Here is a 14305-nt window from a genome sequence, read left to right on the forward strand (position 1 = left end):
CACGCACGTACACCACAACGCGCACTCACGCGCGGTTCCCTCATCGCAATGGACGTACCCGCACGCGTCCCTCACCGCAACGACGCACTCGCACGCGCGCCTGAGCCACAACGCACCCGCACGCGCGCGTACCTCATTCGGCCCACGTCCCGAGCGCCCGGCCCCGCGCGACCGCACGATGGATGCATGCCGAACCTTTCCCGTCTGCGCGCCGCCGCTCTGACCGCCACCGCCGTGCTGCTGTCCTCCGTGCTGGCGGGATGCAGCGACGACGGCTCCCAGGACGAGGACCTCACCGCCCAGGAGCTGAGCTGGAAGGCCTGCCCGGCGCCCGCCCAGGCCCAGGGCGGAGGCGACGCCCCCTCGCCTCTGCCGGACGGCGACGACTGGCAGTGCGCGACCATGAAGGCGCCCCTCGACTGGGACGACCCAGAAGGCGACACCATAGACATCGCGCTGATCCGGGCGCAGACCAGCGGCGCGGAGAGCCGGCGCATCGGCTCGCTGATCTTCAACTTCGGCGGCCCCGGCGGCTCGGGCGTCACCGCGCTGCCCGCGTTCGGCGCGGGCTATGCGACGTTGCGCACCCGCTACGACCTGGTGAGCTTCGACCCGCGTGGGGTCGGCCGCAGCGCACCGGTGTGGTGCGAGAACGACCAGCAACTCGACATCTACTTCCAGCAGGACGCGACCCCCGACGACGCCACCGAGCGCACCGAATACGTCGACAACGTCAAGGAGTTCAACGCCGCCTGCGAGAAGAACTCCGAGCGGATACTGCCGCACGTGCGCACCACGGACGCGGCCCGCGACATGGACCTCTTGCGCCAGGTCCTCGGCGACGACAAGCTGCACTACTTCGGCATCTCCTACGGCACCGAACTCGGCGGCGTCTACGCCCACCTGTTCCCGGAGAACGTGGGCCGGGCCGTCTTCGACGCAGTCGTCGATCCGACCGAGACCCCCGAACAGGGCTCCCTCGGGCAGGCCGAGGGCTTCCAGCTCGCGCTCGACAACTACGCCGAGCACTGCGTGTCACAGGTCGAGGACTGCCCGGTCGGGAACAGCGCCCAGGACGTCAAGGCCCGCATCGCGAAGCTGCTCAAGGACCTGGACAGCAAGCCGATCCCGGGCATCTTCCCCCGCGAGCTGACCCAGACCGCCGCGACCAGCGGCATCGCCCAGGCGCTGTACTCGCAGGACTTCTGGGAGTACCTCACCGAGGGCCTCGAGCAGGCGTACGACGGGAACGGCCAGATCCTGCTCCTGCTGTCGGACTCCTTGAACGGGCGCAACCAGAACGGCGAGTACAGCAATCTCACCGCGGCCAACGTCGCCATCAACTGTGCCGACGACAAGCCGCGGTACACCACCGAGTACGTGGAACGGAAACTGCCCGAGTTCCGGGCCGCCTCCGCCCTGTTCGGCGACTTCCTGGCCTGGAGCATGCTCAGCTGCACCGACTGGGCCGTGCAGGGCGCCGCCGACCATCCCGACGTCAGTGCGCCCGGGGCGGCGCCGATCCTCGTCGTGGGCAACACCGGTGACCCGGCCACTCCCTACGAGGGGGCGCGGAAGATGGTCCAGGCGCTGGGCAACGGCGTCGGCGTGGAGCTGACGTACCGGGGGCAGGGACACGGTGCATACGACAGCAAGAACAAATGCGTGCAGGGCGCCGTGAACGCCTATCTGCTGGACGGGAAGGTGCCGGCAGTCGGGACCGTCTGCTCCTGAACCTGGCCCCGGATCCCGGGAAAGTCGCAGGTCAAAAGGTTATCCACAGGCCGCGGCGGGTGCGGCTCGGTCGGCCTACCATGGCGGGACTGCCGTTCGCGACCGAAGTGCGGGCGGCTCTGGAGGGGGGATGTGTTCATGGCACGCTTCGTACGGTGGACGGCTCTGACGGTCGCCGCCGCGCTGCTCACGGCGGGCTGCAGCAGCGGCTCGTCCGACGACGGAAAGGGGACGGCCGCCTCACCCACCGGTTCGTCGGGCGAATCCACGTCCGGGCTGTCCCCGTCCCTCACCGCGCAGGAACTCGACTGGGGCGACTGCAAGGCCACCGCCGACGCCCCTCCGCCGGGCGACGACTGGCAGTGCGCGACGCTCAAGGTGCCCCTGGACTGGTCGAAGCCGGAGGGCACGACGATCGATCTGGCGCTGATCCGTGCCGAGGCGACCGGTGACGATCGCATCGGCTCCCTCCTGTTCAACTTCGGCGGCCCCGGCGGCTCGGGCGTATCGACGTTGCCGGCGTACTCCTCCACCGTCTCGGTGCTCCACGAGCGGTACGACCTGGTGAGCTGGGACCCGCGCGGGGTGGGCGCCAGCGAGGGCATCCGCTGTCGCGGCGACAAGGAGATCCAAGCCGCCGAGGCGGTGGACCCCACGCCGGACACCCCGGCCGAGGAGACGGCGTACTTCCAGGACGCCGCAGACTTCGGCAAGGGCTGCGAGGAGTCCGCCGGGAAGCTGATGGCGCATGTGTCCACCACCGACACCGCCCGCGACATGGACCTGATGCGGCAGGTCCTCGGCGACCGGAAGATGCACTACTTCGGCATCTCGTACGGCACCGAACTCGGCGGCGTCTACGCCCACCTGTTCCCGAAGAACGTGGGACGACTGGTCCTGGACGCGGTCGTCGACCCCAGCGCCGACGCGGTGGGCCACGCCAGGAACCAGACCCTGGGATTCCAGCGCGCGCTCGACGACTACCTCGAGTCGACGGGCCAGGACCCGCAGCAGGGCTCGCAGAAGATCGCCGACCTGCTGGAGCGGATCGACGCGGAGCCGCTGCCGACGTCGACCGATCGGAAGCTGACCCAGGCACTCGCGCTCACCGGCATCATCCTCCCGCTGTACAGCAAGTCCAGCTGGCCTGCTCTGACCAGCGCCCTGGAGGCGGCCGAGCAGGGCAACGGCTCCGAGCTGCTGGCGCTCGCCGACGCCTACAACGAGCGGGACGCCTCGGGCCACTACACCACGACGACCCACTCACAACGGGTCATATCGTGCTTGGACGACAAGCAGCGGCCGACGCCCGACGAGGCGGAGGGGCTGCTCGCGGAGTTCGAAAAGATCTCGCCGGTGTTCGGGACGTTCCTGGGCTGGGACACAGCAGGCTGGTGCCACGACTGGCCGGTGGCCGGGCAGTTCGCCAGCCCGGAGGTGAGCGCGCCGGGTGCGGCGCCGATCCTCGTGGTGGGCAACACCGGCGACCCGGCGACTCCCTACGAGGGCGCCCGCAGGATGGCGGACGAGCTGGGCAAGGGGGTCGGCGTGGTGCTCACCTGGAAGGGCGAGGGGCACGGTGCCTACGGGAGCGGGAGCGACTGCGTCGACTCCACGGTGAACGCCTACGTGCTGAACGGAACGGTGCCGAAGGACGGCAAGGTCTGCTCATGACGTCGGCGGGGGCTCCGGGCACCCTTGGTGCGCGAAGCCCCCGCCGGACGGGAAGCAGGGCCGGGTCAGTAGACCGGCTTGTGCGGCTCGATCTGGTTGACCCAGCCGATGACGCCGCCGCCGACGTGGACGGCGTCCGAGAAGCCCGCGGACTTCAGGACCGCGAGGACTTCCGCACTGCGGACACCCGTCTTGCAATGCAAGACGATCTTCTTGTCCTGCGGGAGGCTCTCCAGGGCGGTGCCCATGAGGAACTCGTTCTTCGGGATGAGCCTGGCGCCCGGGATCGAGACGATCTCGTACTCGTTGATCTCACGGACGTCGATGATGTCGATGTTCTCGCCGTCGTCAATCCACTCCTTGAGCTGCTTGGGAGTGATCGTCGAGTCGGCGGCCGCCGCCTGGGCCTCCTCGGAGACGACGCCGCAGAAGGCCTCGTAGTCGATGAGCTCGGTGACGGTCGGGTTCTCGCCGCAGACCGCGCAGTTGGGGTCCTTGCGGACCTTGACCTGGCGGTACTGCATCTCCAGGGCGTCGTAGATCATCAGGCGGCCGACCAGCGGCTCACCCGTGCCGGTGAGGACCTTGATGGCCTCGGTGACCTGGATGGAACCGATCGACGCGCACAGCACGCCCAGGACGCCGCCCTCGGCGCAGGAGGGAACCATGCCGGGGGGCGGGGGCTCCGGGTAGAGGCAGCGGTAGCAGGGGCCGTGCTCGGACCAGAACACCGAGGCCTGGCCGTCGAAGCGGTAGATCGAGCCCCACACGTACGGCTTGTTCAGCAGCACGCACGCGTCATTGACGAGGTAGCGGGTCGCGAAGTTGTCGGTGCCGTCGACGATCAGGTCGTACTGGCTGAAGATGTCCATCACGTTGTCGGCCTCGAGCCGCTCCTCGTGAAGGATCACGTTCACGTACGGGTTGATGCCGAGCACGCTGTCGCGGGCCGACTCCGCCTTGGAGCGGCCGATGTCCGCCTGGCTGTGGATGATCTGGCGCTGCAGGTTCGACTCGTCGACCTCGTCGAACTCCACGATGCCGAGGGTGCCGACGCCCGCCGCGGCCAGGTACATGAGGGCCGGCGAGCCCAGGCCGCCCGCGCCCACACACAGCACCTTGGCGTTCTTCAGCCGCTTCTGCCCGTCCATCCCGACGTCGGGGATGATCAGGTGGCGGGAGTACCTGCGAACCTCGTCTACGGTGAGCTCGGAAGCCGGCTCGACCAGGGGTGGCAGCGACACGGGGACTCCGTTGGTCGGTCAATCACTACGGTTGTTCTCCTCGTAACACTGCCACGGCCTTTTTCATTCCGAGACACCCGTTCCGATCCGCGAGACGATTTCGTCCCAGTAGCCGGGCATGCTCTCCCAGGGGTCCGTGCGGCCGCCGCGATCCGTGCGGTCGGTGAAGTAGATCGTCGCGGCGCCCTGCCAGCGCGCGATGCGCAGCGCCTCGTCGAGGTGGCCGCGGGGTACTCCGTGCACGAAGTGGCAGAACCGCTCGGGCGGATAGTCGGCGGTCCACTCGGCCGCCTGCGACCAGCGGTAGCCGCTCCAGGGACCCGAGAACGTGACGAGCTGGTCGGCGTTCTCGGCGTAGCCGGGATACGGGTGGGTCCCGTGGCCGAGGACTATGTGGGCATCGTCACGCAGCGCGCGCAGGGTGGTGACCGTGCGGCGGATCTCGAGGAGGCCGGCGCGTTCGGCCGGGCAGCGGCCCAGGAGGAAGCCGTCGACCTGGTACCAGTCCAGATACCGGCGAGCGTCCGAGATCGCCTCGGCGAAGCCGCGGGCGCCGTACATCGTGTCGAGGTGACCCAGCACGCGGACCCCCGCATTGCGGAGGCGGCTGGCCGCCTCCAGGCAGTGGGGGTCGGGACGGGCGCCGGGACCGTCGGCGACATTGAGGACGACCCAGTGCAAGGGGGTGCCGGGGCGCGTGAGTTCGCCCCACTCGGTGGGGGCGAGAAGGGGGTGCGCATAGCCGGGGATGCCTAAGCCGGTGCGGACATCGGTGCCCGCCGTGGCCGCTTTGGTCCTGGTCAGATACGGCATGCCGCCTCCATCCAGATGTCGGCGAGGGACTCCTCGAGGTTGATCCGGGGACGCCACCCGAGCCGGTCGCGGGCGGTGCGTACGTCGGCCTGCTGCCAGCTGCCGCAGCCGTCCGGATAGGGGTACGCGACGGGGGCCGAGTGGGCCGTGTGGTCGGAGTCGCTGCGGTGGCCCAGGGGTTCGTGGCGGGGGTGGCCGAGCGGTTCTCTGGGGTGGCCGATGGTCGGCCTCAGCGGGCCGGGTGGGCCGTCGAGTTCGTGCAGGGCGCCGCCGTAGCCGGCCACACGGGCGAGGATCGCGGCGGCGTCGCGCAGCCGGACCGCGCGGCCGGAGCCGATGTTGATGACGCCCTGCGCGGCGGAGAGGGAGGCCGCGTGGACGGCGCGAGCCACATCGCGGACGTCGACGAAGTCGCGCTGGGCACCGAGGCCGCCGAGCTTGAGTTCGCCGTCGCCGGTCTGCATGGCGCGCCGCATGGCCTCGGCGAGGCGGCCGAGCGGGGAGCCTGCAGGAGTACCGGGGCCTGCCGGGGAGAACACACGGAGGACGACCGCGTCCAGGCCGGAGCCGAGGACCAGTTCGGTGGCGGCGAGTTTGCTGACTCCGTAGGGTCCACCGGGCCGCGGTACCGCATCCTCCGCCGTGGAGGAACCGGGCTGGCTGGGCCCGTACTCGGCTGCGCAGCCGATCTGGACGAGGCGGGCGCCGCAGCCGCTGCGGCGCAGGGCCTCGCAGACGGTGGCGACGGCGACGGTGTTGTGGCGGGTGAGTTCGCGGGCGCCGCCTCTGGTCGCGCCGGCGCAGTTGACGACGACGCCGGGGTGGACGGCGTCGAGGAAGCGGGTGAGTGCGCCGGGGCTGCCGGACGCGAGGTCGAATCGGACGTCGGCGTCGTCGCCGCGGCCGAGTGCGGTGAGTTGGACGGCCGGGTCGGCGAGCAGACGGTCGGCGACGAAGCGGCCCAGGTAGCCATTGGCTCCGATCAGCAGGACTCTCATCGGGCGGCTCCCGGGGCCAGGTTGGCGGATCGGGAGGTACTCATGCGGTGTTCTCCTTCGAAGGGGTGGTGCGGTTGCCTCCGACGTCCGGGCCGGGCGCCTGCGGCGAGGGGTGAAGCGGGTCTGTCGTGCGGCATCGGCGGGAGGCCGCCTGCGGTGGGCGCGGGTGCGGCGCCTGCCGGGGTCACCACGGGCTGTCCGTTCGTCCGTGCGCCGAGGCGCGGGTCAGTCTGCGGAAGGCGTGCAGCAGAAGGGCGAGGGCCGCTGCTCCGCAGGCGAGGGTCGGGATGCTGCCGGGACCCCAGGTCTCCAGGAGGGTCTGCGTCGGGGTGGCAAGGACGTCGCAGTGCGGGAGGCGGCCGGCGAAGAGCGTGGCCAGGGCGGTGGCCTCGGCCGTGGCCGCCGCGGTGAGGAGCACGGCCGGGGCGTGGGTGAAGCCGTGGATGGTGAGGAGCCGGGCGAGGAAGAGGAGGGCGCCGAGGGTGAGGGTCTGGGAGGGGGCTGCGGGGTCGTCCACGGTGGCGGTGCTGAGGGCGAGGAGGCCGGTCAGGGCGGCCAGGAACAGGGTGAACGCGCCGAGCAGCAGGGGGCGTACGGAGGCGGCGAACTCCTCGAGTCCACGGCTGGCCGTCAGTTTGTGGCGGGCCCGCACGGCGAAGAGATGGGCGCTCCAGGCCGCGGGGGCGCAGGCCAGGGTGAGGGCCAGGAGGGGGGCGGTGGTGAGGGGCCAGGGGCTGTCCGCGGCGCCGGTGGGAAGGCCGTCGGGGCCTCCGGAGGCGGCGGCCTGCAGAAGTCCGTCGCCGAGGACGGCGTAGGCGACGAGCCAGCAGGTCCATGTCCGGGTGCCGGGTGCCGGGGGTGGGCCCGGCCGAGCGCGGTTCGTGCCCAGGGGGCCGTGGGACAAAGCCGCGCGCAGGGCCAGAGCCACGGCCAGGGTGCCGGCGGCGGTCAGCACGAGGCGTGCCCGGCCGTGGGTGAGGTGCAGGCCTGCCAGGGTCGCGGCGCAGAGCGTGCCGGGCAGCAGGGTGCGGACGATCCAGTCCGCGCGCGGCCGGGTACCTGTGGTCGGTGTGGGGCGCCGGGATGGGTCTCCGTCGCGCGGGACACGGGCGTACATCTCCTCTGCCAGGGAGAAGACGTCCCGGTGGCGGAAGCGCGCGGCAGTGCGGTCGGTGACACCGTGTGCCTCCAGGCCGGCCGCGATCTCCAGGGGGTCCACGGCCCGTTCGCAGAGCTCACGGTGACGGTGCATCAGGACCTTCACGGGATCGGCGGCGCCACGGTGGGCGACGGAAGTGCCGACGACGTCCCGCCCGGGGGCGGCGGCAGCCTCACCCTCGGCTGCGCCCCCGTGCGCCTCACCGACGCGAGCCTTCTGCCGCGCCTCGACTCCGTCGCCGGCCGGGGTGCGGGGGCGGTCGAGGTTCTCCAGGTCGTTCATCGGGCTGCTCCTGTGGCGGGCACGGAGAGTGTGGCGCGTACCGGGGGGCCGGCCGCCCAGCTGGGACCACCGCGTGCCACCACGCGCGTTGCGGCGTCGGTCCAGCGGCCGGGGACGCGGGCCTCTGCGGGGACGGCGAAGGGCTGGGGTTCGCCGGAGTCGTCGAGGACGACGCGGGGGACGGGGCAGCGCGAGACGATCTCCAGGTAAATGCCGTGAAACGCCGCGACGTTCTGCTCGACGGTGAACAGTTCGAGCGCTCGGGCGCGCGCGGCGGCGCCCAGGCGCTCACGGCGCTCGGGGTCGCACAGCAGCGCCACGCACGCCTCGGCGAGCGCCCGTGGGTTGCGCGGGGGGACCACGAGCCCCGTCCCGCCGATGACCTCGACCACCGCACCGACGTCCGTCGACACCGTCGCCCGGCCGCAGAGCATGGCCTCGACGAGGCCGATCGGGAAGCCCTCCACGACGCTGGACAGGACGATCACCGCGCCGGAGGCGTAGACGTCGGCGAGGGTCGGGGCGTCCGGGCCGCCGATCTCCTCGAAGGAGACGGGGTTGTCGCCGACGGCGTGCGGGCCCTCCGCCTCGTCGGGGAAGAGCTGTGCGGCGAGGACCCTGCAGTGGGTGAGGTAGTCCGCGCCCTCGGCGCCGGAAGGATCGCCGACGATCCGCAGCCGGGTCCGGGGCGCGCCCGGCTCGCCCTTGCGGAGCTCCCGGACCTCCGCGAAGGCGTGCAGCAGGGAGACCAGGTCCTTGGTCGGTTCCACGCGGCCGACCCAGACCAGCGTGTCCGGCTCCGCGAGCTCCGGCGACTCCCCCACCTCCGCGAAGGGCCTGGCGTCCATGCCGGGGTACACGGTGCGCAGCTTCGTACGGTCGGCGCCGCAGCGTTCCTGCCAGCGGCGGGCGTGTGCGTTGCCGGGCGTGATGCAGTCGGCCTGCCGGTAGATCTCGGCGGCGAGCCGCCCGTGAAAGGCGGCGAGCAGGGACCGTACGGCGGGCGAGGACTCCGTGGCGGCGGCCAGATAGTGCGAGCGCAGCTGCACCCCGTACTCGGTCACCAGCAGAGGTACGCCGAAGAAGTGACGGGCCAGCAGCCCGGTCAGGGCCGCCGCGCCGCCGGACGCCGCGTGGCACAGGTCGACGGAGCCGAGCCCGTCGTCCTCGTACCAGTCGAGCGAGAGGGGGCGCAGGGCGCGTTCCAGGTGCGCGGCGACGGCGAGCAGATCGGGCACCCGCGCCTCGTGCGCCGTGCGCGGCGCTCCCGGCGCGCGACAGGCGCGTTCCAGGGCGCGTACGGCCGCTTCGGAGCGCAGCGCCCCCACCAGGCCGCCCTCCTCGCGAGCGAGTTCGGCGAGCCCGTACAGGGCGTTGGCGAAACGGTCCGCCTCAGCGGCGGGCGCCTCCGCCGACGCCTCCCCCGAGGCCCCCGCGCACAGGACGCCCGCCAGCTCCCCGTAGCACTCGGCGAACCGCCGGCGAGCGCGGCGCCCGTACGCCCGCCCGTCGCCCACCACCGCCCGGTCCTCCTCGACAGTCCACAGCGGTGCCGTTCGCACCCGGACGACCTGCGACGGCAGCGGGATCCGGCCCTCGTCCTCCTGTCGCTTGCTGCGGCTGAGCGCGTAGACGTCGAACTCGTGCTGCGCGAGCCCGCGCACGAGCCGGTCGCACCAGAGCCTGGCGTCACCGCTCACATACGGATAGCCACCCTCCGTAAGCAGTCCGATGCGCATGTGCACCCCCGATCTCCCGTATGGGGAGCCACCGTTGTCCGGCGACTCGCAGCGGGACGAACGTATGCGGACAAGCCGGTGGCGCGACGGACGGTTGTCCATCGCGCCACCAAAAGGGGTGAACGGTCGTAACTTTCCCGCGCAGAGCGCGTTTCGTCGCGCTAGGAGATCACGCGGGCACGGAGGGCCACGTTCCGCGAGGCGTGCTCAACTGCCCGGGTACGGCCATGGATTGGCCTTGCAACTGATCCCGTCGTGATCGAGGAACTTCGTCTGCTGTTGCATGACGGGGGCGAGTTCACCGTCCTTGTCGCAGGTGACGTGGTGGTAGCCGAGACGGTGGCCGATCTCGTGATTGATCAGCATCTGCCGGTAGGCGTGGATCTCGTCGCCGTACGTCTCCGAACCCTGCGCCCAGCGATAGGCGTTGATCATCACGCGCTCGGTGGCGGCGGAGTCGCAGGAGACGTTGTCGACCGTGGTGTCCAGGCCGGACCTGGCGCACCAGTCGGCGGTGGTGCCGGGGCTGGCGAGGGTGATCACGAAGTCGGGTTTGCCGGAGTGGATCCGTTCGAAGGTACGGCCGCCGTTGTGGGCCCAGCTGCGGTCGTCGTTGAGCGTCTTCTGCACGGCTTGCGCGAAGAGTTCCCCGTCGAGGCCGAGTCCCTGCTCCACGTCCACGCGGTAGGTGTACTTCTGCCCCGTGCCCGGCGCCTTGTCGATCCCGGCGATCGCGTCGAACTCCCCCGAGCCGTCGAGCGTCGCGCTCAGCTCGTACGTCCTGCCCATCTTCTGTTCGTACGTCAGCGGCACCGCGCTCGGCGAATCGGAGGGCGTCGGCCGCCCGTCCCCGCGCGACGCGGAGTCCCGGGCGTCCCGGGCCTGGTCGGCGGCGGACTGCGACTGTACGCCGGTGTCGTCGCCCGCGTCCGTGACCTGACCGGCGACGATCACGGCCAGCACGGTGGTCACGGCGGCGGCCGCGATCCCGGTGAACGTGCGGCCCTTGGCACCCTTGGCCGGGACGGGCTCGCCGGTCGGCGGCGCGTCGTCGTCGATGCCGGCGTCGGTGCCGGTCCGGGTGTCGGTGTCCCAGCTGGTGACGGATGCGTACGGGTCCTCGGCAAGGGTGGAGGAGGCGGGCGTACGACGCGTGAAGACGTCGTCGTCCTCGTCGAACGCGTCGACGTACTCCTGACGCGGCCCCGGGGGCAGGTACCGCTGCCGCGGAACGCCCGGTCCGACGGCGACCCCCTGCCCGCCGCCGGGCCCACCCCTCAACTCACCCCAGCCACCACCCCCTTCACGCTGCTCGGGGTGGCCGCCACGGACCTGGGGGGTGCCGTGAGCGGGCGTGCCGTCGGGGAAACGGGGCGTGCCGTGGGCGGGGGTGCCGTCCGGCAGGCGGGGAAACCCATGCGCGGGAGTGCCGTCGGGCAACCGGGGCACACCATGCGCCGGCGTACCGTCAGGCAACCGCGGCACACCATGCGCCGGCGTACCGTCAGGCAACCGCGGCACACCATGCGCCGGCGTACCGTCAGGCAACCGCGGCACACCATGCGCCAACGTGCCCTCGGCATAACGCGGCACCGCATACCCCGCCGGGCCGTCCGCCATCCGCGGAACCCCACCCGCCGGCGTACCGTCGGGCAGCCGCGGAACCGCATGCGCGGGAGTGCCGTCGGGCATCGGCGTCTGTCGACCCCCCGAGGGCCCCGGTGCCGGCCGACGAGCCCCTTTGTCCGCGGCCGCACCCTTGGGTGCCGGGCCGCGGCGGCTGTGGCGTCCCACCTCGCGCCTCAGCTCCCCGTGCTCGCGGGCTCGGCCCCGTCGGCGGACGTCCGGGACGCCCCTGGGGGCGCGCCGTCGGACCCCGTCTCCGCAAGGAGCTCACGGAACGCCTTCGCCACCGTCTCCGGGTACTCCATCATCGCCACATGCCCGGCGTCCGGGAGGGTCAGAAGCCGGGAGTCGCGGAAGGTGCGGGCGGCCTTCTGGGCCATACGGAAGCGGACGAGCTGGTCCCGGCCGCCGTAGACGAGGAGTGTGGGGGCGAGGACGCGTTCGGCCTGGCGCCACAGCCCGTGCTGGCCGCCCAGGGTGTACGCGTTGACGATCCCGCGCGCGGAGCGCGCCATCGCGTCCCAGAAGTACGGCAGTTGCAGGCGCCGTTCCATCTCCTCCACGGCGTTGCGAAAACCCTCGTGCGACACCCGCCCGGGGTCGCCGTAGCAGAGCGTCACAACGCCCCGGACCCGCTGTTCCGCCGTCCAGCCGGTGGTGAACCGGGTGAAGAGCGAGACCACGCCGGGCACTGCCAGCAGTGCGGTTGGGACGGCGGTGCGCTGGATCCGGATCTCCGGCAGGGCGGGCGACACCAGCGTGAGCGTCCGGACGAGATCGGGCCGGACGGCGGCGACGCGGGTGGTGACCGCGCCGCCCATGGAGTTGCCGAAAAGGTGCACCGGACCACGGTCGGAGGCGTCGAGGTAACGGATGACCGCGCGCGCGTGCGCGGTGACCGAGTAGTCGCCGTCGTCCGGTGGCGGGGAGTCGCCGAAGCCCGGCAGGTCGACGGCCTCGCAGTCGACGTCCGCGTCGAGCAGTTCCATCAGCGCCGACCAGTTCTGCGAGGAACCGCCGAGGCCGTGGACGTAGAGCGCCGGCGGCAGCCCCTCCCGCGCGGGAGGCCTCGAACGCACCGTGAGTGTGATGCCGGGCAGTTGGACCGATCGCAGCCGCTCGCCCTCCGCGACCCTGACGGGCGCCACCTTCGGGAGCACGTTGGCGCTGGGCACATACGGCAGCTCGGTCGAAGACATGCGGCAATGTTACGAGGTGATCACGTCGTGGTTCATGTGTTCGCCGTCACAGACACGCAGGACGGCACCGTATCTACACAGACCGGCGGATACGCAGCGCGTGACGTTCCGGACGCGGATCGCATAGCGTCCGGATCGGGTGTCTCCTAGGCTCGTAGAGAGGGCACCCGCGTGTGGCCCCTGCTTCTTCCAGGGACGTTCGTAGAAAGGGAGCCCACCATGGCCATTGACCCGACCGATCCCGAGACCTTCGAGGACGAGGACACTGAGGAAGCCCTGGAGTACGACGTCGAGGCCCCCGATGTCGACGCGGCCGAGCAGCACGCGGACGTCACCCCGGACCGCGACGACCCGCTGACCGGCGTCGACCCCGCCCGGGCCAACGAGGCCGACCTCGTGGAGCAGGCCCGGGTCGTCTCCCTCGACGAGGACGACTACCGGTGACCCGTGCGGACACCCGGCGCTTGAGGAGGAACGAGGCGCACTTTTGCCCGCTCTGCACCCGTTCGAAACCTTCTATGCGGCTTTCGTAGCCGTCCGGTCCGTGAAATTCTGCGCTCTCAGCGCGCACGTCACGGTTACCGAAAAGTACGATGGCCGCGCGGCGCACACCGCATGTGGACGATTTTGGGAGGCGGCGTGACAGCCATCGAGCAGACAGAGGCGGCACGCCCGCGGGGTACGCGCCTGCCGCGCCGTGCCCGTCGGAACCAGCTTCTGGGCGCCGCCCAGGAAGTCTTCGTGGCCCAGGGCTACCACGCGGCCGCGATGGACGACATCGCCGAGCGCGCGGGCGTCAGCAAGCCGGTGCTGTACCAGCACTTCCCGGGCAAGCTCGACCTCTACCTGGCCCTGCTGGACCAGCACTGCGAGTCCCTGATCCAGTCCGTACGGGGCGCGCTCGCGTCGACGACCGACAACAAGCAGCGCGTACGAGCCACGATGGACGCGTACTTCGCGTACGTCGAGGACGACGGCGGCGCCTTCCGCCTGGTCTTCGAGTCGGACCTGACGAACGAGCCCGCCGTCCGCGAGCGCGTCGACAAGGTCACGAACGAGTGCGCAGAGGCGATCTGCGACGTGATCGCCGAGGACACCGGGCTGTCGCGCGCCGAGTCGATGCTGCTCGCCTCCGGCCTCGGCGGCCTCGCCCAGGTGGTGGCCCGTTCCTGGTTGCACAGCGACCGCAGCGTCCCGCGCGACCAGGCGGTTCAGCTGCTGGCCTCGCTGGCCTGGCGTGGTATCGCGGGCTTCCCACTGCACGGCAACGAGCAGCAGCACTGAGACCGGCCGGCGGGCGGGACGTTTTGTTCCCGTGCGCTGTTCGCTCCTGGCGTTCTTGCGCGGAGGGTGCGCGTCCCCTCGCCGGGCTAATGTGTGCTGGTACGGCGCGGACGCCCGCGCACTTCACTGACCGTTCGGAGGGACATAGCCGTGGAGGTCAAGATCGGCGTTCAGCACGCGCCGCGCGAGATCGTTCTGGAGAGCGGTCAGAGTTCCGAGGAGGTCGAGCGCGTGGTGGCCGAGGCGCTGGCCGGGAAGTCAACGCTGCTCAGCCTTGTGGACGAGCACGGCCGCAAGGTCCTGGTCCCGGCCGACCGTCTCGCCTACGTCGAGCTCGGCGAACCGGCCCCGCGCAAGGTGGGCTTCGGCGCGCTGTAGCGGACGCTGCGGACAGACGCGAACGACAGGGCCCGGCGGCTTCTGCAAGCCGCCGGGCCCTGTCGTTTCCGCTCTCCGTCCGCCTCCACGAACGGAGCACATCTCGCTCACAGGAGTGGATTGGATTCCGCAGGTCAGGGGTAAGACGGGCTACGACTGTTTCGGGCAGGCCGGC

At 71.3% G+C, this 14305-nt stretch carries 12 protein-coding genes; 5 read left to right on the forward strand and 7 right to left on the reverse strand.

The genetic code is table 11. The annotated features are described in order from the left end of the window. Positions 1-186 precede the first annotated feature (186 nt). Positions 187-1734: an alpha/beta hydrolase gene (locus tag ACFVJQ_RS02850; protein ID WP_385780448.1), complete on the forward strand. Its 1548-nt coding sequence runs from the start codon at positions 187-189 to the stop codon at positions 1732-1734. Between the two features lie 138 nt (positions 1735-1872). Next, positions 1873-3408 carry an alpha/beta hydrolase gene (locus tag ACFVJQ_RS02855; RefSeq protein ID WP_385510714.1) on the forward strand — a complete coding sequence of 512 codons (1536 nt, stop codon included), beginning with the start codon at positions 1873-1875 and terminating at the stop codon, positions 3406-3408. A 65-nt stretch (positions 3409-3473) separates the two neighbouring features. On the opposite strand, the gene moeZ is transcribed toward ACFVJQ_RS02855, so the two are convergent. The 7 genes from moeZ to ACFVJQ_RS02890 all read right to left on the reverse strand — a co-directional run bounded on the left by moeZ (position 3474) and on the right by ACFVJQ_RS02890 (position 12468). After that, complete coding sequence (gene moeZ / locus ACFVJQ_RS02860) at positions 3474-4652, reverse strand: adenylyltransferase/sulfurtransferase MoeZ (protein WP_129802271.1); 1179 nt, start codon at positions 4650-4652, stop codon at positions 3474-3476. 63 nt (positions 4653-4715) lie between these two features. After that, positions 4716-5465, reverse strand: a complete 750-nt coding sequence (locus ACFVJQ_RS02865; protein WP_385780451.1) for a spherulation-specific family 4 protein — start codon at positions 5463-5465, stop codon at positions 4716-4718. Further along, the gene (locus ACFVJQ_RS02870; RefSeq protein WP_385510716.1) at positions 5453-6463 is read right to left on the reverse strand and encodes an NAD-dependent epimerase/dehydratase family protein; all 1011 of its coding nucleotides are present in this window, start codon (positions 6461-6463) and stop codon (positions 5453-5455) included. Before ACFVJQ_RS02870 ends, ACFVJQ_RS02865 begins: the two co-directional genes overlap by 13 nt. 184 nt (positions 6464-6647) lie before the next feature. After that, entirely contained in the window at positions 6648-7904 is a 1257-nt protein-coding gene (locus ACFVJQ_RS02875; protein ID WP_385780454.1) for a hypothetical protein, read from the reverse strand. After that, positions 7901-9643, reverse strand: coding sequence for a DUF3492 domain-containing protein (locus ACFVJQ_RS02880; RefSeq protein WP_385780457.1), 1743 nt, complete (start codon positions 9641-9643; stop codon positions 7901-7903). Before ACFVJQ_RS02880 ends, ACFVJQ_RS02875 begins: the two co-directional genes overlap by 4 nt. 207 nt (positions 9644-9850) lie before the next feature. Beyond that, complete coding sequence (locus ACFVJQ_RS02885; RefSeq protein ID WP_385780460.1) at positions 9851-11437, reverse strand: DUF3152 domain-containing protein; 1587 nt, start codon at positions 11435-11437, stop codon at positions 9851-9853. An 8-nt stretch (positions 11438-11445) separates the two neighbouring features. Beyond that, the gene (locus ACFVJQ_RS02890; RefSeq protein ID WP_385510721.1) at positions 11446-12468 is read right to left on the reverse strand and encodes an alpha/beta fold hydrolase; all 1023 of its coding nucleotides are present in this window, start codon (positions 12466-12468) and stop codon (positions 11446-11448) included. Between the two features lie 219 nt (positions 12469-12687). Between ACFVJQ_RS02890 and ACFVJQ_RS02895 the strand changes: the two genes are divergently transcribed. The 3 genes from ACFVJQ_RS02895 to ACFVJQ_RS02905 all read left to right on the forward strand — a co-directional run bounded on the left by ACFVJQ_RS02895 (position 12688) and on the right by ACFVJQ_RS02905 (position 14130). Then, a complete protein-coding gene (locus tag ACFVJQ_RS02895; RefSeq protein ID WP_385510722.1) occupies positions 12688-12912 on the forward strand; it encodes a hypothetical protein in 225 nt (74 codons plus the stop codon). Positions 12913-13107: 195 nt separating this feature from the next. Then, entirely contained in the window at positions 13108-13752 is a 645-nt protein-coding gene (locus ACFVJQ_RS02900; protein ID WP_385510723.1) for a TetR/AcrR family transcriptional regulator, read from the forward strand. Positions 13753-13902: 150 nt separating this feature from the next. Next, the gene (locus tag ACFVJQ_RS02905) at positions 13903-14130 is read left to right on the forward strand and encodes a DUF3107 domain-containing protein (protein WP_385510725.1); all 228 of its coding nucleotides are present in this window, start codon (positions 13903-13905) and stop codon (positions 14128-14130) included. Positions 14131-14305: the final 175 nt, after the last annotated feature.

The sequence above is a fragment of the Streptomyces sp. NPDC127197 genome, from assembly GCF_042672405.1.
GTDB lineage: Bacteria > Actinomycetota > Actinomycetes > Streptomycetales > Streptomycetaceae > Streptomyces > Streptomyces flavusporus.